The sequence below is a fragment of the Acinetobacter sp. genome (genome assembly GCF_039596015.1).
Classification (GTDB): domain Bacteria; phylum Pseudomonadota; class Gammaproteobacteria; order Pseudomonadales; family Moraxellaceae; genus Acinetobacter.
On the sequence record NZ_JBCNKN010000004.1, the window covers coordinates 224946 to 246844 of the forward strand.

The following is a 21899-nucleotide window of genomic DNA, read 5'->3' on the forward strand; positions in this document are numbered from 1 at the left end:
GCGCTATTTTCAAGCGGACATGGGTTAACTCATTTATGCCATCTGGTTTTGAAACCTTAAATTTACATCCACAGTTAAAGCAGGCGATTGATGCGCTCGGCTTTACTCACATGACTCCAATCCAAGAAAAGGTTTTAAAGTTTACTCTTGCAGGGCATGATGCAATTGGGCGTGCACAAACGGGAACAGGTAAAACTGCTGCCTTTTTAATTAGCATTATTAATGATTTACTCAATCATCCGATTAAAGAACAGCGTTACCGTGGAGAGCCTCGGGCACTGATTTTGGCACCGACACGTGAATTGGCTTTGCAAATTGAAAGTGATGCTAAATTTTTAACAAAATTTAGTGACTTAAATGTTGTAACGCTTTTGGGTGGTGTTGACTTTGATAAGCAGAAAAAGCAGTTAGATCAAAATTTTGTTGACATCATTGTGGCAACACCTGGACGCTTGATTGACTTCGTTGAACAAAAAGAAGTCTGGTTAGATCAGGTTGAGTTTTTGGTCATTGATGAAGCAGACCGTTTACTAGACATGGGTTTTATCCCTGCTGTTAAACGTATTGTGCGATATTCTCCACGTAAAGAGCAAAGACAAACGTTGATGTTTTCTGCAACTTTTAGTTACGACGTTTTGAATTTAGCACGTCAATGGTTGTTTGAACCTGTCACGGTTGAAATTGAGCCTGAGAAAAAAACTAATGCCGATGTAGAACAACGTGTTTATGTCGTTGGAAAACACGATAAATATCGTTTGCTTAAAGAAATTTTGAGTGACGAGCCAATTGAAAAAGTGATGATTTTTGCCAACCGTCGAGATCAGGTACGACATTTGTACGATCACCTTAAACGAGATGGTTATAAGGTAGTGATGTTATCTGGTGAAATTGCACAAGATAAACGTATAAAAATGTTAGATCAGTTTAAAAACGGTCAACATAACATCATGATTGCGACAGATGTAGCAGGGCGTGGAATTCATGTGGATGGCGTTTCACATGTAATTAACTTTACCTTACCTGAACATTCTGATGATTATGTGCATCGTATTGGGCGTACAGGTCGTGCAGGCGTTCATGGCGTCAGCATCAGCTTCCTTTCCGAAGATGACGCATTTTCACTGCCTGAGATTGAAAAAGCGATTGGTCAAAAACTACCTTTGACACGTTTAGACGGATATTGCTAATCAAAGCTTACTGCTGTTCGAGCAATCCCTTGAGTTGTTTGCTCGAACAATAGATGTTTCATTAAAAAATCTCAGTCGATCAGATTGAGGTTTTTTGAGTATTATTTCTGACAATAAAAAGATAAGGTTGTTTGATAATCATCATCTCGTTGTAGGGTTGGGGTTGTCCCGATGATACCACCAAGAACTTCTGTCGCTGCGGCAATGGTTTGTCCTGTTTTTTCATCAACGACATTTTTCAAAACGCCCTTGTATTCGATTTTTTCATCTTTGACGATAGTCGTGTTTCGACCACAGGTTCGATTAGCAGCAACAATGGCATTGTTTTTAGAAAGGATTGCTGTTTTTCCTAAGCCAGTGACTTCAAATTGTTGATTTTCTTTTTGAATAGCAAGTGTTGATGTCGGGTTGGAAGTGCATGCAGTAAGTCCAAGGCTTGTTGTTATGCAACATAGATACAGCCAGTTTTTCACTTTTATCTCCCTTTATCGTAGATACATATTTGAGTTTGAGGTGAAACGATATCGTATTCAAGGCTGACTCTGTATACAAAATGCAGCCATGTGTAGAGAGGTAAAGACTTCTACTTAATCATCGATACATCTAATCTTATGGATTTTGTGCATTTATCTGGAGTTCATTTTTTAGAGTGTGCTAATCTAATCAGTCTGGTTAAGATGAGAAAGATTAAGAATTTCATGACGAACACGCTTGTAGAAATGATTCATGACACGATTGGTCAGCGTCAATCCGTAGGGCATTTGGTAGAACCTGCACCGAATCAACAACAATTGCAATTGGCTTTTGAGGCTGCATTGGCAGCACCTGATCATCATCGTTTAAAACCAACACGTTTTGTTATTGTTCCACACGAAGCACGTGAAGCTTTTGGGATGTTGCTTTCGTCATCTCTTGCAGTTACAGATCTTGACCCTGTTCAGGTGGAACGTGTCAAAAACCATCCATTGCGTGCGCCGTTATTGGTTTTAGCATTAACTGTTTTACAAGATCATCTGAAAGTTCCGCACTATGAGCAAATTTTAAGTACGGGTGCGGCAGTCGAAAACTTCTTGCTGTCTTTGCAAAGTCAGGGATTTTCAAGCATATGGCGAACAGGTGCGGTTGCTGAATCTGAGACATTAAAACAGGCATTGGGTTTACAGGCCAGAGATTTGATTTCGGGTGTTCTTTATATCGGGACTGCGGACAAGCAAATTCCGCCTCGACCTGAATATGATGTTAATGAATTTGTTCAAATTTGGTCACCATCTAAAAATTAAAAGAGAAATAGAATGTCAGAATTAAACTTTGCGGATTTGGTTCAGCCATCCAATGTAGATAAAACCACGGCCTTACGTGTGACAGTATTAGGTGGTGGGAGTTTTGGTACAGCCGTTGCAAATATTGCAGCTCGAAATGGTTGTAATACCAAACTCTGGATCCGTAATGCAGCAACAGCACAAGAAATTAATCAAACGCATGTCAATAAAAGATATTTGCCAGATTTCCAGTTAGATAAAAACTTAGAAGTGTTATCTGATTTGCAACAAGCAGTGTGTGATCGTGATTTAATTCTGGTGACTATCCCGAGTCATTCATTCCGCAGTGTTGTTCAACAAATTAGACCTTTTATTACGTCTCAGGCCATTATTTCGCTTACAAAAGGTATTGAAGCTGAAACCTTTTATTTTATGAGTGAAATTATTCGGGAAGAATTACCCGAAGTTCCTTATGGGGTATTGTCTGGGCCAAATTTAGCAAAAGAAATTATGGCGGGTATGCCTGCTGGAACAGTCATCGCGAGCCATTCAGAATTGGTGCGTTCAGTGGTTCAGCAAGCATTACATAGTGCATTATTCCGTGTTTTTGCAAGTGATGATGTGCATGGTGTTGAATTGGGTGGAGCACTTAAAAATATTTATGCTGTGGCAATGGGGATGGCGGCTGCGCATAATATTGGTGAAAACACGCGCAGTATGATTTTAACCCGTGCCTTGGCAGAAATGAGTCGTTTCGCCGTTAAGCTTGGGGCGAATCCATTAACCTTTTTGGGGCTGTCTGGTGTGGGGGATTTATTCGCAACGTGTAACAGTCCATTAAGCCGAAATTATCAGGTTGGTTTTGCTTTAGGAAAAGGTAAAACATTGCAGCAGGCAACAGAAGAGCTGGGGCAAACGGCTGAGGGTATTAACACCATTGTTCAAGTTCGAACCCGAGCAAAAGCACTTGATGTCTATATGCCAATTACCAATGCCTTGTATGAAGTCATTTTTGAAAATGCACCACCACTCACGATTGCACTTTCATTGATGAAAAATGGTCATCGCAGTGATGTTGAATTTGTGCTACCTCACCAACAAATGTAAACGAAGTTAAATATTTCTGAGTTATTGTTTTTTTATGTTGTATTTCTGGGGATATATATGCAACTGACTTTAGTTCGTCATGGCGAAGCAGCACCACCAATAAACGGTAATGATACCAAAAGACCTTTAACGGCTAGAGGACATGCTCAAGCGGAACAAACTGCCGATTTTGTAGCAGAAAAGATTCAACCAGATGTTTTTGTGGTGAGTCCATTGCTTCGTGCGCAAGAAACATTGGCTTATATTCAAAAGAAGTTCACTAATATACCAGTGTTGATTTGTGATGATATTAAACCTGATGATGATGCCGAAGTAGCCGTAGAGTGGTTATCAAAACTACCGTATGAATCTATTGTGGTGGTCTGTCATATGAACGTTGTGGCTTATATTGAGGAAATTCTAACTGATAAGCATTTTCATCCATTTTCATTGGCTGAGGCACGTATTTATGAACAAGCCGTGATTGCCGAAGGTTTATCTACACAGCAGGCTGTTTTCATTCCTAACGTATAAATCATTCTTTCGTTTGAGAAAGTTTTCTAAAGGCTTTCTCAAAATACTCAAGATCTAAAATATTGATGAAATTAGCATCGAGTCTGTTACGAATCGTATAAATAAAGCGTTGTAGAGCATAGCGTTTTTCCGCTGTCATGCCTATAATATGCCAAACTCAAATCTACAGACTTGATGACGTTATGATGTATTCTCTGGCTCGCCCTTTGTTGTTTTCTTTAGCACCAGAGCGTGCGCATGAACTTACATTATCTTGGCTAAAAACTGGTCATAAAATTGGTTTGGTCAATGGGCCATTTGTTGCAAAGCCAACGACCTGTATGGGAATTGAATTCCCTAATCCAGTTGGATTAGCAGCAGGCCTTGATAAAAACGGCGATTATATTGATGCACTTGCTGCATTAGGGTTCGGTTTTATCGAAATTGGGACTGTAACCCCACGCCCTCAAGCAGGTAATCCTCAACCTCGACTATTTAGACTACCTAAAGCAAAAGCGATTATTAACCGTATGGGGTTTAATAATGATGGCGTTGATAAATTAGTTGAGAATGTTAAAGCTGCGCGCTACAAAGGTGTGCTTGGCATTAATATTGGTAAAAATGCTGATACGCCTGTCGAAAAAGCAGTTGATGATTATCTGATCTGTTTAGAAAAAGTGTATAATTATGCTTCTTACATTACCGTTAATATTTCTTCTCCGAATACAAAAAACCTCCGTAGCTTACAAAGTGGCGAAGCCTTAACACACTTGCTTGCAACTTTGAAAAGTCGTCAGGCAGAGCTTGCAGAAGAGTTTGGGCATTATGTTCCGCTCGTATTGAAAGTTGCTCCAGATTTAACAACAGACGATATTGCATTTATTGCCAAGCAACTCTTGAATTATAAAGTGGATGGCCTAATTGTAACGAATACAACACTATCTCGTGATGGTGTTGAAGATTTACCTTTTGGAAAGGAAACAGGCGGTTTATCGGGAGCGCCCGTATTTGATAAAAGTACGACATGTCTTAAAAACTTTGCAGCTGTTCTAAAAAATCAGATTCCACTTATTGGTGTAGGCGGCATCCTATCGGGTGAGCAAGCGCATTTGAAACAGCAAGCTGGTGCAAGTTTAGTTCAGCTATACAGTGGTCTTATCTACACAGGTCCAAAATTGATTCAGGACAGTGTAAATGCAATGCAAACATCATAAATTATGAATGTTATTGATATTATCCTGTTGATTGTGCTGGTGATTGGAGGGTTAGGTGGTTTGCGACAAGGACTCATAAAATCCTTGGCTAACCTGATCGGCTGGATCTGTGCACTTATTCTAGGTGCGCGATATACAAATGATTTGGCGCCTTTCATGGCAGGATTAAGTCACGATGCAGTTGTTCAGAAAATTGCTGCATTTGCTTTTATTGTTTTAATCGTTGTGGTGTTAACGTGGTTGGTTTCGGCACTTTTTAATAAGGTGCTGGATTCATTTAAGTTAGGGCCATTAAATCGTTTCGCTGGTGGTGTTTTTGGTTCACTGAAAAGTTTGTTGATTGTATTAATTACAATGCAGGGCGTTCAGCCTTGGGTGCAAAGTGCCCAATTTTGGAAACAGTCAAAAATGGTACAAACGCTTTTGCCGTATGCACCTTTGGCAACAGAAGTTTCCAAAGAAATTGCGAGTGATACAATTCATCATATGAATCAGGATCAACCTCAAGTCGAGGCATCTTCTGTTGAAAAACCTGATACTGTTTCTTCAAGTAAACCGCAATCTGGCCATTCAGAAGAAAACCCTTTTAATTAATCCAAGCTTGTTTGCGAGGTTGCTATGTGTGGTGTTGTTGGGATTGCTGGTAAGGCTCCCGTTAACCAATTGTTATTTGATGCTTTGACGATGTTGCAACATCGTGGACAAGACGCAGCAGGAATCGTTACTTGCGAAAATGGTCGACTTTTTCTGCGTAAAGATAACGGCTTGGTTCGAGATGTTTTCCATACGCGTCATATGCGCGCCTTGCAAGGAAACTACGGTATAGGACATGTGCGCTATCCAACAGCAGGGTCTTCAAGTAGTGCAGAAGCACAACCGTTCTATGTGAACTCGCCTTATGGGATTACTTTGGCACACAACGGTAACTTAACCAATGCTGATGAAATCCGTCAGGACTTGTTTGAGACCGACTTACGCCACATGAACACAGACTCTGACTCGGAAGTATTGCTTAACGTTTTTGCACATGAATTGCAAAAACTAAGAACACTACATCCAACGCCAGAAGATATTTTCTATGCAGTACATCGTGTGCATCAGCGTTGTCGTGGTGCTTATGGTGTTGTTGCAATGATCACTGGCCAAGGCTTAGTGGGGTTCCGTGATCCAAATGGTATTCGTCCATTGATCTACGGTTCTCGTGAAAACGACCAAGGTCAAAAAGAGTATATTATTGCGTCAGAATCAGTTGCAATTACTGCACTTGGTTTTAAAGTTGAACGTGATATTGAACCAGGTGAAGCGATTTATATCAGTGCTGAAGGCGAGTTGTTCTCAAAACAGTGCGCAAGTGATCCAAAATATTTCCCATGTATTTTTGAATATGTGTATTTTGCGCGTCCAGATGCAACGATTGACGGCATTTCGGTTTATAAAGCCCGTTTAAAAATGGGTGAAAAACTGGCAAATCGTATTTTGGCAGAATGGGGTGCGGAACACGATATTGACGTTGTGATTCCAATTCCAGATACCAGTCGTACATCAGCTTTAGAGCTTGCAAATGTTTTAGGCGTGAAGTTCCGTGAAGGGTTTATGAAAAACCGTTACATTGGCCGTACCTTCATTATGCCAGGTCAGCAGCAACGTAAAAAATCTGTGCGCCAAAAACTCAACCCAGTTGAACTTGAGTTTAAAGGTAAGAATGTTTTACTTGTAGACGACTCGATTGTACGTGGTACAACGTGTAATGAAATTATCCAGATGGCACGTGATGCGGGTGCGAAAAAAGTATTCTTTGCTTCTGCTGCACCGATGGTGAAATATCCGAATGTCTACGGTATTGATATGCCTGCCAAGACTGAACTGATTGCCTCTGGTCGTACAGTTGAACAAATTCAGGAAATCATTGGTGCGGATCGTTTGATTTTTCAGGATTTAGAAGACTTGAAAGAAGCGATTCGTATTCCAAAAGTGCCAGAAGTTGTTGAGTTTGATTGTTCAGTTTTTGATGGCGTGTATGTTACTGGTGATATCGATGAAGCTTATCTGGATGCGTTGCAACGTAGCCGTAGCGATATTGCTAAGAAAAAGAAAAAAGATGGCTATATTGATGTAAATATTGATGCGGCATCTGTAGATTTGACCGGTATTCATGAAGAATAAATATTCTTCAAATACAGCATGAAAAAGCGGGAATTTCCCGCTTTTTTATTTTAAGATGGAAATGCTCAAAAGCGCGAGGTTGCTCACAATTGGCAGTAAATACATTTTCTTCAAATCATCAGAAAAATCTATTCTGGCCAACAGCAATTTGTATTCTCGCTATCTTGATCACCTTGATAGTATTAAACTTATCCTTTGGGTTGTTGGCGCATTATCTTGACCCAGAGCAATCTGTTGTCTGGTACAGTTATAGTCCCGTTGTGCTTTTGGTGATCTTTGGGGTCATGATGAGTTCGGTACTTTACGAAGTTTATGTCTTTCGTGAAGGTGGTCATTCGTTGGCGAAACAATTACGTGCACGTTATGTAAGTGCCTTGGAAAGTACTCCAGAAGAAATTACTGCAATTAAGATCATTGAAAAATTTTCAGAACAATTCAAAGTAAAAACACCAACGCTATATGTACTTCCTGATGAAATTGGCGTTAATGCATTAACAGCAGGGGTGCATGCAAATGATACCGTGATTATTATTACTTGGGGAGCGCTGCAAAATTTAGATGAATTGGAGTTATATGGGTTATTTAGTTATGCGTTTTATCAGATTTTAAGTGGTGAAACCCAACAAAATACACGGTTAAAAATTTTATTTAGTAGCCTAACAACCTTTAATCAACTTGGAAGTAATGTTGCACGACTGGGTTTTAAGCCGTATCACAGTAAAAAGCAAAATAAATTTGAAACGATTTTAGTTGCGGTAGGTGGAATTATCTGGTTAATGGGAAGTATGGGATTACTGATTTCTCGTTTAATTAAGTTTATTACTTTGTCTGGCCGCACATTTAAAAACGATGGTTTTACAACCGATATTATTGGTAATGATGCCAATATCCAAACATTACTAAGAATTTATGTACACCATGCAGGCTCGCAAATTCATAGCCCTTATTCAGAGTCTATTGCGCATATGTGTTTTGCAAATTCATTAAGCCCGCAAAGTTGGTTAAATATTCATCCGAGTATTGAACGTAGAATTTATGACTTAGACCCAAGTTTGTTGGAAGATTTACAACTTGAAAATCTGAAGAAACTACGGACACAGCCTTGGTCGAGTCTGTTTCGACCATTTGATGATGACAGCACGCCTGAAATTAATCTGGTTTGGTCAGCCCCTCAACCTTTGCCGTTGTTGCGTTTATCACCTATTAGCTTTTCAATGAAAGATGCCATTAAGCCTCTGAATCCTCAGATTCGTGCCAATATGGCCAGACCTGAACAAATTGATCGGGCATTACAGACCGCAACAGGTTCTAGAGAAGTGTTGGTGGCTATTTTAATGATTCGACAATATCGTGAATTTATTCCTACCGATGCGCCCGTGAGTCGTGCATTAATTGATGCGTTGTTAAATGTGGATGGGCGTCAACATGTCCAAATTTTTTATGATGCCTGTGATAATATTCAAACAATGCCCGCTAGTTTTGCCCGTCAATTTTTAACCAAATTGGCGCTTATTGTGCAAGCAGATGGGGAGATTGGGTTACTAGATGCGTTGTTGTTAGAACGTGTTAAATATCAATTAAACCTTTTGCCTGAACGTATGCCTGCTGCATATGATGAAGTTTTGCCAGAGGTTATACGATTAATGGATGCGTTGTTGCATGTTCAACAAATTAACAGCACCAACCAAATGGAAGTCCGAGAAAGATTGACTAGGAAGTTGATTAAGGTCGAAAATTTGGATCAATATCAGGATATTTCAGATGAACCCATTGATTTGGGAGAGATATTGCAGGATATCTCAGGGCTATTACTCCGAGATCGTTTAAAAATATTAGGAATTGCAGAGCAATGCTTATGGAATGACCGTGTAATTACACAAGATGAACTGGACGTACTTGAGTTGTTATATTGGCGGTTGGGTTTTGAAACGGATGAAATCGTAGATCATATTTTGAAAAAAAATAGCATCATGATTGTGTAGCAATTGGGCAGCATGACTATCCTTTAAATTGAAAAAAAACTAAACTAGCCATCCTTAAACGAACTTGAAGAAAGTTATGATTGAACATCGACAACAACTCCTGACCAGTATGGGTGTAGCGCTTTGGGCGCCACGTCAGGTAGCTGTGCGTTCGGTTCAGCCAAGAACAATCTGGAGAGATCAGTCATCTCTAGAATCTGAAGTTATCGTTCATGTAGAAGACGCACCTCAACACGTTATAGAGCGGTTAGAACCTGAAAAAGTAGTACCTGTTCAAACAAAACAGGTAGATATTCAAAAGACACAAGTCGCGCCTGCATTAGAGGAGAAAGCACCTCTTACACAAGCACTTGTTGTATCTAAAACAACCATTAATGAATTTCATTTACATGCGCTGGTTGGGGAAAACTTTGTTCTGATTACAGAGCAACAACAATTGCCTTTAACCGGTCAAACCTTGTGGCGTAATATACAAAAGGTCTTAAACCTGAGTTCTGCTGATTTGCAGTGGCCATTTCCAGTGTTGGATTTACAAGATGGAAATGCGGTTCATGATTATATCAAAGGTTTTTTTGATGTTATTGCGGCTGAAAAGCAAGTATTCTGTTTAGGGCAGTTGTCCATACAAATGCATACGTCATTGGAAATATTGCCGAGTCTGGAACAAATGTTGGAGCAGCCTTTAAATAAACAAGTATTATGGGAAAAGGTTTCTCCTCTTATAAAATAAGGAGGAAACATGCAGCACAAAGTTGTTGTTTTTAGTCAAATTTCAAATTCAATCCTTGATCAATTAAAACAAAAATATCAGGTTGTTTGTGTAGACCCTAAACAAGGGGATGTTAATGATCAAATTCGGGAATATGTGGTCGATGCAGATGCCTTAATCGGTGCTGGGCGGTTATTAAATGAAAAGAATCTATCATCTGCACAGAAACTAAAAATTATTTCTAGTGTAAGTGTTGGTTATGATAATTATGATTTAGCATATCTAAACTCAAGAAAAATCTGGTTGGCAAATACACCGCATGTTTTAACCGAAACAACAGCAGATTTGGCTTTTAGTTTATTGGTCAGTGCTGCAAGAAGAATCCCTGAGCTAGATGTCTGGACAAAATCGGGACAATGGGGAAGAACTGTACCTGAAACTTTATTTGGTCAGGATATTTTTGGAAAAACACTGGGTATTATTGGTTTGGGAAATATTGGGGCAGCAATTGCCCGACGTGGTTTTTATGGTTTTAATATGAATGTTTTATATCATAGCCGTAATGAAAAACCAGAGCTGGCTCAACCATTAAATGCACAATATTGTGATTTACCTGATTTATTAAAACATGCTGATTTTGTTGTGGTTGCGGTTAATCTTAATGCCGACTCTAAAGCATTGATTGGTGAAAAGGAGTTTGCATTAATGCCATCACATGCGGTGCTTGTGAATATTTCGCGTGGCGCAGTGGTCGATGAAAATGCACTTATTCAAGCATTAAAACAAAAGCAAATTTTTGCTGCAGGTTTAGATGTTTATCAAAAAGAACCTTTACAAGCATCTGAATTATTTAAATTACCCAATGCGATCACATTGCCACATGTGGGATCAGCAACAGCGCAGACTCGCCATAAAATGGCAGAATTGGCTTATCGGAATTTGGTGCAAGCCCTAGATGGAAAACAGCCGACTTATCTGGTTAATCCTGAGTTTAAATAATTAATAAAAATGGAAGAACAATGTTCAAGTCTAGCCGACAGTGTTTGTTAATTTTAAGTCTGATGGTTCAGTTGAACATGGCACAAGCCGTTACTTTTAATCAAAGTTATAGGCCAGAAGTGAGCACTGTTCCCGAAATCGGTGCGGGTATAGGGCTGATTGATCAGCAAAATGAGAAATTTCTAGGTGAAAAAGTTTATCGAGAAATTCATCAGCATTTGCCCGTTGTGCAAGATCCATGGTTAGAAGATCAATTAAATCAAATATTTTTTAAAATATGGTCACAAACCAATTTGGTTGCACCTGTAGGTTTGTTGATTATTAATGACAAACAGGTGAATGCGTTTGCTGTACCGGGTGGTGTGTTCGCAATTAATACGGGGCTAATTACACTGGCTAGAAACCCTGATGAAGTTGCAAGTGTGATGGGACATGAAATCGCCCATGTTACTCAGCGTCATTATAGTCGGTCTCAAGAAGCATTTAAGGGGCAGAGTTTACTTGCGCTTGCAGGAATTTTGATTGGCGCAGCAATTGCAAGCCAGTCAGATGGTAATGCAGGGTCAGCTGTCATGCTTGGTACGCAGGCGGCATTGATGGATCGACAATTGAGTTATAGTCGAAATCAGGAACGAGAAGCTGATCGTATTGGTATGCAATATATGGTGGCAGCAGGCTTTAATCCTGAAAGTATGGCAGATTTTTTTGAACGTATGCAACGAAGTTCGACGCAACTAAGTTTTATGCCTGAGTTTTGGTTGACACATCCTTTAACAACTGAGCGAATGAGTGAAGCCAGACTTCGGGCAAATCAGTTACCTCATGCTAAGTCTACGATGGATACAAGCCAGTATGATTTAATTCGGTGGTATACGGCAGTTATTACGGATGATATTTCAGAACAACAATTAATTAATCTGGCAAATCAACAAAACCAGTCTGCAAAATTGGCATTGGTTGCATTATATACAAAACAAGGAGACGATCAGAAAGCACAGAAGATGCTAGATAGCGTTAAAAATGAAACAAAAAACAATATATTGGCCATATTGTTGCAAACAGATATTTTGATTAATTTGCATCAGCTAGATCGGGCACTCGAAATTATTGCTGAAAAGCAGCAAATCATGCCTGAAAATCGGGCATTAACATATAAATATGCTGAAGTATTGATTCGGCAAAATAAAGCATCGGATGCTCAAAAAATTGTCAAAAAAATCTTAGACAGCTACCCAAGAGATGTATCTGGGTGGGATTTAATGATGCGTGCTGCAAGTATTGATGATCATCAATCTGCGGTAAAAGCAATTAATGTACTGCGATATCGTGCAGAAGCTCAATTTTGGTCTGGTTTGGAAGAAGAGGGAATCAAGTCATTATTACATGCGCAGCGTCTAGCTAAAGACAATCAGTCTTTATCTGCAACCATTGATGCACGACTCAAACAAATGCAACAAGAACGACTGTATAACTTATCTTGATTAAGAAGAGTGAGCGAATAGCTTAAGAGAGTTTCGCTTTAATTTTGGCAGATGCTTGTGCAGGATCGGCACGCCCGGCTATGATCGGACGTAGAGAATTCATCACCTTACCCATATCTTTCATGCTAGTTGCACCTTGAGCAGCAATCGCCTGCTCAATGAGAGAATCAAGCTCGTCCTCAGTCATAGCTTCTGGTAGAAATTGAGACAATATTTCAATTTCGGCTTGTTCTTTACTAGCTAAATCATCTCGGCCAGCGCCTTCAAAGGCTTTAACCGATTCTTTACGTTGTTTAACTTGTTTCTCAACAACCGCAAGAACTTGAGTATCATCAAGCTCTATACGATCATCGATTTCAATTTGCTTAATTGCCGCTTGCAGACTACGAATGACCGTTACTGTCGCCATTTCTTTGGCGCGCATTGCAGTTTTTAATGCATCAGTAATTTGGTTTTTTAATGTATTCATAGTCTTTCAGCTTCAATCACAAATTAATTAGTAAAGGCGAGTAGTACGTACAGATTCACGCGCCAATTTCTTTTGGTAGCGTTTAACTGCAGCAGCTTTTTTACGTTTACGTTCTTGAGTTGGTTTTTCATAGAACTCGCGTTTACGAACGTCAGCTAAAACACCTGCTTTTTCGCAAGAACGTTTAAAACGACGGATAGCTACGTCTACTGGTTCGCCTTCTTTCAATTTAACTTGTGGCATGAAGAATCCTCAAATATTTATGGATAACAGCCAGCGCACCATGCACTAGCTGACAAGTGAAGCTCGCTATTTTACTCATTTACATCTCATATCACAAGTCTATAATAGCTATCGCTGTAATTTGTATTGAAAAAAGTAGGCATTTGAATGATTGTTTTAGGCTTGGAAACTTCGTGTGATGAAACTGGACTGGCACTTTATGACAGTGAGAAGGGGCTGTTAGGTCAAGTTTTATATAGTCAAATTCAATTACATGCTGAATATGGTGGTGTAGTGCCTGAATTGGCTTCACGTGACCATGTGCGTAAACTAATTCCACTATTAAACGAATTGTTACAACAAAGTCAGATTGATAAAAAAAATATTGATGCAGTGGCTTATACGCGTGGACCTGGATTGATGGGGGCGCTTATGACTGGGGCATTATTTGGTCGGACATTGGCTTTTGCCTTAAATAAACCTGCAATTGGTGTGCATCACATGGAAGGACACATGCTTGCACCGTTACTTTCAGCCGAGCCACCAGCGTTTCCTTTTGTTGCATTACTTGTTTCTGGCGGACATACGCAATTGATGGCGGCTTATGGCATTGGACAATATGAATTGTTAGGTGAGTCAATCGATGATGCAGCAGGCGAAGCTTTTGATAAGGTCGCGAAAATGATGGGATTGCCTTATCCTGGCGGCCCTAATATTTCTAAATTAGCCCTAGCTGGCGATATCAAAGCATTTGAGTTTCCACGTCCAATGTTGCATCAAGGTCTGGATTTTTCATTCAGTGGGTTAAAAACCGCAGTTTCAGTACAAATGAAAAAATTGGGCTATGATGATCCAAATCATGAAAATCGGGATGCTGACATTGCCGCTTCTTTTCAAGAAGCGATTGTCGATACATTGGTGAAAAAGTCAGTCAAGGCACTCAAGCAAACAGGCCTAAAACGCTTGGTGATTGCGGGTGGTGTAAGTGCCAATCAGCGTTTACGTGAAAGTTTAGAACAGCAGTTGGCGAAAATTAAAGCGACAGTTTATTATGCAGAACCTGCTTTATGTACAGATAATGGTGCAATGATCGCTTTTGCAGGCTATCAACGCTTGAAAAATGGGGCGTGCGATGGTTTATCTGTGACGACAACGCCACGTTGGCCAATGACAGAATTGACTGCGCCTGAATAAATATAAAAATAGAGAAAACACCAGATTTTGAGTGTTTTCTCCTATATTTAGACACTTTATATTGATAAAAATCACGGTTTAAATTGATATTCAGTGAATATTTTTAATCATTTTTTTCATCTCTTGATTGCTAAAAAACGAATGATACTTTTAGAGATGGCTCTTTAAATGGCGGTTGTTTATTTAAGTTTCAGATGATTCGTTCTTACTTTATGCTTCTTGACGGGCGCTGCTATAACATATTTATGACAGGTCAAAAGATAATCTTAAGACCATCTTTTTTTATATACTGAAAATCGGGTGCATACTTATAACAGTCAAAAACAGGATATACTCTAGCCATGTTATTGATGTTTATGTAAAGATGCCATTTACGATTGTTCAGTCTGTCAGTTTTGAAGAAGAAATAAAAAAGAGCCGTTTTCAGGCCTTTGCTGTGCCTGTCGAAAATGAACAGGATGTACGTGATTATTTGGAGTTAAATAAGGATCTCACTACGACACATCAGTGTTGGGCATGGAAAATTGGACATAATGTCCGTTTTAATGATGATGGTGAACCTTCTGGAACAGCAGGCCGTCCTATTTTAGCAACCATTGAAGGTAATGATTTGACCAATGTTTTGGTATTGGTGAATCGTTGGTTTGGTGGGGTAAAGTTAGGTACGGGTGGTTTGATGCGAGCCTATGGTGGCTGTGCAGGCCAATGTTTATTGCTTGCAGAAAAAGTCGAGCTAATTGAAAAAAAACAGATTTATTTTCCTTGTTTATTTAATGAATGGGCAATTTTTCAATATGAATTGCAGCAACAAGGCATTGAGTTCCAAGAAAATTACACCGCCGATGGTGTTGAGGTTCAGGCAAAATTACAAGTTCATCAAATTGAGCCTTTAGCACGAAAAATTCAGGACGTTACACGTGGTCGAGTACAACTTAAAATTGTAGAAGAGGCCAACGATGACTGACTCTTTACAAAATGATCCCTTATTAAAATATCGTGAACAGCATCAACATCGTTTGAATTATATGCCTTGGTTGTATTGGTCGCTTAAGCCTAAAAATCGGGTGTGGGCAGAACAGTGGCAACGAGAATATCAAGCCTATTTGATGGAGATGGAAACCATTGAAATTGGTGAAAATTGTTTTATCTCACCATTGGCACATATTTTTGCCGAACGTGGTCGAAAAATTACCATTGGCGATAACTGCTTTGTGGCAGCCGATAGTACCTTGCATGGGCCACTGACCATAGGGAATGAGGTTGCAATTAATCATCATTGTATTTTGGATGGTGGGCGGGCTGGGATTGTACTTGAGGATCAGGTGAGAATAGCCGCTTATTGTCATCTCTATGCGTTTGATCATGGTATGGCGCTTGAACAGCCCATTTATCAGCAAGCTGTGCGTTCACAGGGGATTCATATCGGCAAAGATGTGTGGCTAGGTGCACACGTCGGTGTGAAAGATGGTGTGAAAATCGGCAATCATGCCATTGTGGGGATGAATAGCATGATTACTAAAGATATTGTTGAAAAAGCAGTTGTAGCGGGGAATCCCGCAAAGTTTATTCGTTGGAGAGAATAGGAATAGTCGATACGTTGTAGATAAACCTATGTCATAAAAAGTGTATTGCATAGCACAAAATTTTTTAGTGTTTAGAGATAAGCGCGATAAAATTTAGTGATTTCAAATGAATCTCTATGTGTGGAGAAAGCCAATAAATGATTTAGTTTTGAGAAATTAGAACGGAATTTTCTTCTCAAATTTGACAATAGAATCATGGTTTTCATCATTTTATAGTGTATTAATTCATCTGAATTGATGAATGAGGTCGTAGATAAGATGACAAATAACCCCTAAAAATAATCAAATTGTACAATTTATTCTCAAAATAAAAATATTTTCGTCTGAGATAAGTTGTGCTAAGTTAAAAACAATAATAGACCTAAGGGCTTCGACCCGAGAGAGGCGAAAATGAAACGTGTGATTGCTTGTATTGATTCGTCCCCATGTATCAATGCAATTGCTGCTGCGGCAGCATGGGTTGCGAAGCAGACACATCGGGAACTGGTTTTATTGCAAATTTTGGATTATTACCCAGCGAGTTATCATTTAGGCGAAATAAGTGGTGTTATTGGTTTTGAAAGTAATGCCATGTTGTTAAAAGAACTGGCAGAACTAGAACAAAAACAAAGCGAGTTAGCCGTTAGCTATAGCAATAATTTATTGCAACATATTTCTCAAATGATTAAAGAACAATATGGACTCGATACCACGATTATTCAGGAAAAAGGAGATTTTCTTGAACAAAGCTTTAGTGTTTTAACCGAAGATGATTTTGTGGTTTTAGGTCGAGTGGGTGAGCGTGCTGCTGGTAAAAATAAAACAATCGGGAGTAATGTCGAAAACTTTATTCGTGGTGCAAAATGTACCGTAATGACTGTGGGGGATCATTTTAAAGCACCGACACGATTCATTTTTGCTTATGAATACTCTCCAACATGTTTGAAAATGCTTCACCGAATTCCACAAAGTGATTTGTTACGTCAGTTACAGTGTCATTTACTTTATGTAGGAGATCATCCAGATATCTTGCATGAACCTGAAACATTCTTGCGTTCGCAAGGTATAAATGTTATTTCTGAAACACGCTATGGCGATGTGGCTGAAAATATTATGGACTATCAACGTCAGCATGGGATTCAGCTATTGCTTTTAGGCGCATTTAGTCATAGTAAAATTCACCAATTCTTTTTGGGAAGTATTACCACAACGATATTTAGAAATTTAAACGTACCACTGATTGTGGTGAAATAGCATAAAAATCTGTCCATAGTTATCCTCATTATCTGTGGATAAATTTATGGACAGAGATCTTAACTCATTGTATTTAAATGATAATTTTGTTTTGGTTGTTTTTTACCCTTATTTCACAATTGCAATGGCAAAACCATCATGACCTTTTACGCCAACAGTTTGTAATGCTGTGCATGAGAGGAGTCTTGGATGGTTTTGTAGTGCGCTAAAGGTAGCCCGTAATCCTTCAATACTTGGTTTGTGATTTTCTGGATTAATAATATCACCCGCACGAATTACATTGTCTAAAACAATGACCGTACCAGAATGAGAATATTGTAGACTCAATTCTAAATATTCAGGGTAGCTTGCTTTATCTGCATCAATAAAAATAAAGTCAAATGCAGGCGTATTGGCGTCTAGTCCTTGTAAAATATCGCTGGCACGACCAACTTTTAGTTCAACTTCGGGTACTAGGTTTGCTTCGTCGATATTATATTGTGCCATTTTTGCATGTGTATCACGGTTTTCAATCGTGAGCAAGTAACCGTCTTCAGGTAAAGCACGTGCTAACCAAATTGTACTATATGCAGCAAAAGTCCCAAGTTCTAAAACACGTTTGCAATGATTCATTTGAATCAACATCTGTAAAAACATGCCTTGGTTTGGTGCAACAGCAAGATGATTTGAGAAACCGTGAGTGACGGTATTTTCGGCTGCCTGATTCAATTTTGGGTCATCAGGGATTAAATGTGACTCAATATACTCATCTACTGCGGTCCACAGTTCTTGCATGATTTTTACACCTTATTACGATAAGGCAATTGTTATACATTTATGTCTAGAGTTCAATTTTTGAGAGATGTAATTGAAAAAAAAGACAGCAATTGATTTTACAAGATAACCATGTGTTTGAGGAAAAGCGTTGAAACATTGATTCACGCTATCATGAATCAATTTGAAATGGATAAAGATGTAGTTTGAATTTAAAAACAATATATTGGAAGTAAGAAGATTTTTCTGTCATCTCGTACTCATATGCTCTATTGAACAGATACAAAAGTAAGAATAATTGATGGAGATGATTTAATCATCCTAAAAGTTGTTTTTTGAGCGATTAAAATCAAAAAAAATAATTATAAATATTTGTAATATAAATAGTTATTTAATTTTATTGGTTTTTTAGACGATCAAAGTTGTTTTAAAAAGTAATGAAAGTTTGATTGATTGAACTTTTTAGTTAGAATAACTTTACAAAACTAACCAAAGATAAAAACGATGAAGCATGTGTTTTGTGTACAAAATGCTTTGTCTTTTATCAAATACTGGAGATAAATTATGCAATGGACTAAGCCCGCTTACACAGATCTACGTATTGGTTTCGAAGTTACAATGTACTTTGAAGCGCGTTAATTGTTGTAATCCGATTCAACTCATAAGCCCTAGACCTCTAGGGCTTATATATTTTTAAAAGTTCAATTTTATGTATATTCATGTTTTAGGTTCTGCCGCAGGTGGTGGTTTTCCCCAGTGGAATTGTAATTGTGCAAATTGTTCAGGGGTACGTCAGGGAACAATTCAGGCAAAAACACGGACACAATCATCCATTGCGGTGTCAGAAAATGGCGTTGATTGGGTATTGTGTAATGCTTCTCCAGATATTCGCCAACAACTGTTCGACTTTAAGGCTGCACAACCTGCACGAAAACTACGTGATACAGGCATAAAAAGTGTTGTGCTGATGGACAGTCAGATTGACCATACAACAGGTTTGCTGACCTTGAGAGAAGGTTGTCCAATGGATGTTTGGTGTACTGAAATGGTGCATCAGGATTTAAGCACAGGTTTCCCATTGTTTAATATGCTTAAACACTGGAATGGTGGTTTAAAACATCATCTTATCGACCCGAAACAGGCGTTCAAAATTTCAGGTTTTGATGCGTTAGAATTTATTCCACTGGTGATTCGTAGTGCTGCGCCGCCATATTCACCACACCGCAATGATCCGCATGATGGCGATAATATCGCACTGATCATCAAAGATCATAAAACCCAAAAGCAGCTTTTTTATGCACCAGGGTTGGGTAAAATCACCGATGACATTATGCAGATTATGGCAGCATCTGACTGTGTCATGATTGATGGTACATTGTGGACGGATGATGAAATGCAGCAATGTGGCGTCGGGACGAAAACAGGTCGGGAAATGGGGCATCTTTATATTGGTGGAGAAGGTGGATCTTTGTCTTATTTAGATCAGCTTGATAAACCACGTAAGGTGTATATCCATATTAATAACACCAACCCAATTTTAAATGAACAATCAGCGCAATTTGCTCAGTTACAGGCGCATCAAGTCGAAGTGGCTTTTGATGGCATGCAAATTGAACTTTAAGATGAACCGAACATGACACAAATACCTAAAGCATTTACGACTGAAGAATTTAAACAAGCGATTCTGGATAAAGGGCGTTTTTATCATATTTATCATCCTTTTCATGTGATGATGTATGAAGGTAAGGCGACACAGCAACAGATTCAGGCATGGGTAGCGAATCGTTATTATTATCAAATCAACATTCCATTAAAAGATGCTGCGATTATGGCGAATTGCCCAGATCATCGTGTGCGTCAGGAATGGATTCAACGCATGATTGACCAAGATGGCGTTTATCCAGATGGTGGTGGGCGTGAAGCATGGTTGCGTTTGGCAGAAGCGGTAGGCTTAACCCGTGAACAGGTCATATCTGAAGAGTTGGTGTTGCCTGGTGTGCGTTTTGCAGTTGATGCGTATGTGAATTTTGCCCGCCGTGCAACGTGGAGAGAAGCAGCAAGTAGCTCTTTAACAGAACTTTTTGCGCCACAAATTCACCAGTCACGTTTAGATTCTTGGCCTGAGCATTATCCATGGATTAGTGAAAAGGGGTATGACTATTTCCGTTCACGTTTAAGTCAGGCACGTCGTGATGTTGAACATGGAATGAGCATTACGCTTGAATCCTTTACTGAATATGCAGAACAGCAACGTATGCTCGAAATTCTTCAATTTAAATTGGATATTTTGTGGACAATTTTAGACGCTTTGTCTTTGGCTTATGTGCATCATGAAGCACCGTACCACAGCGTAACCAATGAACGTGTTTGGCATAAAGGATTATTTAAATCATGAGTATAGATACGTTTAATGTGGCACAAATTCCAGCTTGGCGACAAGGCTATCGTTTTCAGTATGAGCCTGCACAAAAAACTTATGTCATTTTGTACCCTGAAGGCATGATCAAGCTGAATGAATCCGCAGGCGCAATTGGACAATATATTACAGGACAGCATTCGGTTGCCGAGATTATTGCACAGCTAAAACAGCAGTTTGGCGATATCGATGCGATTGATCAGGATGTCATTGAATATATGTTGGTGGCACAGCAACAATATTGGATTGAGTTTAAATGAGCGAAGCTGTGGGATTGCCACTCTGGTTGCTGGCAGAATTAACATATCGTTGTCCATTGCAATGTCCATATTGCTCGAACCCATTAGAATATGACCAATACAAAGATGAACTCACGACTGAACAGTGGTGTGATGTTTTTGATCAGGCACGTCAGATGGGGGCTGTACAGCTTGGATTTTCAGGTGGTGAACCACTGGTTCGTCAGGACTTGGAACAATTGGTGGCACATGCCCACAGCTTAGGTTTTTATACCAACCTGATTACTTCAGGAATGGGGTTAAATGAAGACCGAATTGCTAAATTAAAGCAAGCCGGTTTAGACCATATTCAGGTGAGTTTTCAGGCCAGTGATCCTGTGGTGAATAACGCACTGGCAGGTTCAAAACACGCCTTTGAACAAAAATATGAAATCAGTCGATTGGTTAAAAAATATGATTATCCGATGGTGCTGAATTTTGTGATCCATCGGCATAATATTGACCAGATTGATAAAATTATCGAGTTGTGCATCGAACTGAATGCAGATACGGTAGAGTTGGCGATTTGTCAGTTTTACGGTTGGGCATTTTTGAATATGCAAGGGCTATTGCCGACCAAAGAACAGCTAGTTCGGGCAGAGCAGATCACCAATCAATATCGGGAAAAATTAAAACAGCAAAATCATCCGTGTAAGTTGATTTTTGTGGTGCCTGATTATTATGAAGAACAACCTAAAGCTTGTATGAATGGTTGGGGTAAAATCTTTTTGACGGTTGCACCCGATGGTACAGCCTTACCTTGCCATGCCGCACGGCAGTTGCCTTTGAGCTTTCCAAATGTCAAACAGCACAATTTGTCCGAGATTTGGTATCAGTCTGAAGGGTTTAATGCCTTTCGTGGGGATGCTTGGATGCCTGATCAGTGCCGTAGTTGTGACAAAAAAGAGCGTGACTTTGGGGGGTGTCGTTGTCAGGCATTTATGTTGACGGGTGATGCAAAAAATGCCGACCCTGTATGTGGTAAATCTTCATATCATCATTTAATTGAACAGGCTCGTGAGCAAAGTCATCAAGCTGTGGCATTGGAGCAGCTTCAGTTTAGAAATCGTAAAAATTCAAAGCAATTTATGCAGCAGCGCATTGTTTTGACGCAAACAGATTGATATTGTGAATCAAATAGAGAACTAGAGATTACCC

Annotated in this window: 23 protein-coding genes and 1 pseudogene; 20 read left to right on the forward strand and 4 right to left on the reverse strand. The window is 39.3% G+C overall.

The annotated features are described in order from the left end of the window. The first annotated feature begins 35 nt into the window (after positions 1–35). Positions 36–1187 carry an ATP-dependent RNA helicase RhlB gene (rhlB, locus tag ABDV70_RS06275; protein WP_343596298.1) on the forward strand — a complete coding sequence of 384 codons (1152 nt, stop codon included), beginning with the start codon at positions 36–38 and terminating at the stop codon, positions 1185–1187. A gap of 101 nt (positions 1188–1288) precedes the next feature. On the opposite strand, the gene ABDV70_RS06280 is transcribed toward rhlB, so the two are convergent. Next, the gene (locus ABDV70_RS06280) at positions 1289–1660 is read right to left on the reverse strand and encodes a hypothetical protein (protein ID WP_343596299.1); all 372 of its coding nucleotides are present in this window, start codon (positions 1658–1660) and stop codon (positions 1289–1291) included. A 225-nt stretch (positions 1661–1885) separates the two neighbouring features. Here ABDV70_RS06280 and ABDV70_RS06285 point away from each other — a divergent pair, with 225 nt between their 5' ends. From ABDV70_RS06285 to ABDV70_RS06330, 10 genes and pseudogenes are all read left to right on the forward strand, one after another. After that, complete coding sequence (locus ABDV70_RS06285; protein ID WP_343596300.1) at positions 1886–2467, forward strand: nitroreductase; 582 nt, start codon at positions 1886–1888, stop codon at positions 2465–2467. A 12-nt stretch (positions 2468–2479) separates the two neighbouring features. Then, a complete protein-coding gene (locus ABDV70_RS06290) occupies positions 2480–3553 on the forward strand; it encodes an NAD(P)H-dependent glycerol-3-phosphate dehydrogenase (RefSeq protein WP_343596301.1) in 1074 nt (357 codons plus the stop codon). 57 nt (positions 3554–3610) lie between these two features. Beyond that, on the forward strand, positions 3611–4066 hold the full coding sequence (locus ABDV70_RS06295) for a phosphoglycerate mutase family protein (RefSeq protein WP_343596303.1): 456 nt from the start codon (positions 3611–3613) through the stop codon (positions 4064–4066). Positions 4067–4248: 182 nt separating this feature from the next. Next, a complete protein-coding gene (locus ABDV70_RS06300; RefSeq protein WP_343596304.1) occupies positions 4249–5259 on the forward strand; it encodes a quinone-dependent dihydroorotate dehydrogenase in 1011 nt (336 codons plus the stop codon). 3 nt (positions 5260–5262) lie between these two features. Then, positions 5263–5748, forward strand: a pseudogene (locus ABDV70_RS06305) (CvpA family protein); the annotation flags it as partial. A 129-nt stretch (positions 5749–5877) separates the two neighbouring features. Beyond that, positions 5878–7422 (forward strand): amidophosphoribosyltransferase, encoded by a 1545-nt coding sequence (gene purF, locus ABDV70_RS06310; RefSeq protein WP_343596305.1) that lies wholly within the window; start codon positions 5878–5880, stop codon positions 7420–7422. An 89-nt stretch (positions 7423–7511) separates the two neighbouring features. After that, positions 7512–9404, forward strand: a complete 1893-nt coding sequence (locus tag ABDV70_RS06315; RefSeq protein WP_343596306.1) for a peptidase M48 — start codon at positions 7512–7514, stop codon at positions 9402–9404. A gap of 76 nt (positions 9405–9480) precedes the next feature. After that, the gene (locus tag ABDV70_RS06320; protein ID WP_343596308.1) at positions 9481–10134 is read left to right on the forward strand and encodes a hypothetical protein; all 654 of its coding nucleotides are present in this window, start codon (positions 9481–9483) and stop codon (positions 10132–10134) included. A 9-nt stretch (positions 10135–10143) separates the two neighbouring features. Further along, positions 10144–11112 (forward strand): D-glycerate dehydrogenase, encoded by a 969-nt coding sequence (locus tag ABDV70_RS06325; protein ID WP_343596310.1) that lies wholly within the window; start codon positions 10144–10146, stop codon positions 11110–11112. A gap of 77 nt (positions 11113–11189) precedes the next feature. Beyond that, a complete protein-coding gene (locus ABDV70_RS06330; protein WP_343596443.1) occupies positions 11190–12593 on the forward strand; it encodes a M48 family metalloprotease in 1404 nt (467 codons plus the stop codon). A 22-nt stretch (positions 12594–12615) separates the two neighbouring features. Here the strand turns inward: ABDV70_RS06330 and ABDV70_RS06335 are convergent, their stop codons facing one another. Next, entirely contained in the window at positions 12616–13062 is a 447-nt protein-coding gene (locus ABDV70_RS06335) for a GatB/YqeY domain-containing protein (RefSeq protein WP_343596312.1), read from the reverse strand. 27 nt (positions 13063–13089) lie between these two features. Beyond that, positions 13090–13305: a 30S ribosomal protein S21 gene (rpsU, locus tag ABDV70_RS06340; protein WP_001136722.1), complete on the reverse strand. Its 216-nt coding sequence runs from the start codon at positions 13303–13305 to the stop codon at positions 13090–13092. 147 nt (positions 13306–13452) lie between these two features. Here rpsU and tsaD point away from each other — a divergent pair, with 147 nt between their 5' ends. From tsaD to ABDV70_RS06360, 4 genes are all read left to right on the forward strand, one after another. Then, on the forward strand, positions 13453–14478 hold the full coding sequence (tsaD, locus tag ABDV70_RS06345) for a tRNA (adenosine(37)-N6)-threonylcarbamoyltransferase complex transferase subunit TsaD (protein WP_343596313.1): 1026 nt from the start codon (positions 13453–13455) through the stop codon (positions 14476–14478). A 364-nt stretch (positions 14479–14842) separates the two neighbouring features. Continuing rightward, on the forward strand, positions 14843–15442 hold the full coding sequence (locus ABDV70_RS06350) for a YigZ family protein (protein WP_343596314.1): 600 nt from the start codon (positions 14843–14845) through the stop codon (positions 15440–15442). Then, positions 15435–16061 (forward strand): acyltransferase, encoded by a 627-nt coding sequence (locus ABDV70_RS06355; RefSeq protein WP_343596315.1) that lies wholly within the window; start codon positions 15435–15437, stop codon positions 16059–16061. The genes ABDV70_RS06350 and ABDV70_RS06355 overlap by 8 nt, the downstream gene beginning before the upstream one ends. 390 nt (positions 16062–16451) lie before the next feature. After that, on the forward strand, positions 16452–17294 hold the full coding sequence (locus tag ABDV70_RS06360; protein WP_343596317.1) for a universal stress protein: 843 nt from the start codon (positions 16452–16454) through the stop codon (positions 17292–17294). A gap of 108 nt (positions 17295–17402) precedes the next feature. On the opposite strand, the gene ABDV70_RS06365 is transcribed toward ABDV70_RS06360, so the two are convergent. Next, positions 17403–18068 carry an O-methyltransferase gene (locus ABDV70_RS06365; protein ID WP_343596319.1) on the reverse strand — a complete coding sequence of 222 codons (666 nt, stop codon included), beginning with the start codon at positions 18066–18068 and terminating at the stop codon, positions 17403–17405. A gap of 543 nt (positions 18069–18611) precedes the next feature. On the opposite strand from ABDV70_RS06365, the gene pqqA reads away from it, so the two are divergent. From pqqA to pqqE, 5 genes are all read left to right on the forward strand, one after another. Further along, the gene (gene pqqA, locus ABDV70_RS06370) at positions 18612–18686 is read left to right on the forward strand and encodes a pyrroloquinoline quinone precursor peptide PqqA (RefSeq protein ID WP_343596445.1); all 75 of its coding nucleotides are present in this window, start codon (positions 18612–18614) and stop codon (positions 18684–18686) included. A 70-nt stretch (positions 18687–18756) separates the two neighbouring features. Then, positions 18757–19668 carry a pyrroloquinoline quinone biosynthesis protein PqqB gene (gene pqqB / locus ABDV70_RS06375; protein WP_343596321.1) on the forward strand — a complete coding sequence of 304 codons (912 nt, stop codon included), beginning with the start codon at positions 18757–18759 and terminating at the stop codon, positions 19666–19668. Between the two features lie 12 nt (positions 19669–19680). After that, a complete protein-coding gene (pqqC, locus tag ABDV70_RS06380) occupies positions 19681–20442 on the forward strand; it encodes a pyrroloquinoline-quinone synthase PqqC (protein WP_343596323.1) in 762 nt (253 codons plus the stop codon). Then, a complete protein-coding gene (gene pqqD / locus ABDV70_RS06385) occupies positions 20439–20723 on the forward strand; it encodes a pyrroloquinoline quinone biosynthesis peptide chaperone PqqD (protein WP_343596324.1) in 285 nt (94 codons plus the stop codon). The genes pqqC and pqqD overlap by 4 nt, the downstream gene beginning before the upstream one ends. Further along, complete coding sequence (gene pqqE, locus ABDV70_RS06390; protein WP_343596325.1) at positions 20720–21865, forward strand: pyrroloquinoline quinone biosynthesis protein PqqE; 1146 nt, start codon at positions 20720–20722, stop codon at positions 21863–21865. Before pqqD ends, pqqE begins: the two co-directional genes overlap by 4 nt. Positions 21866–21899 lie beyond the last annotated feature (34 nt).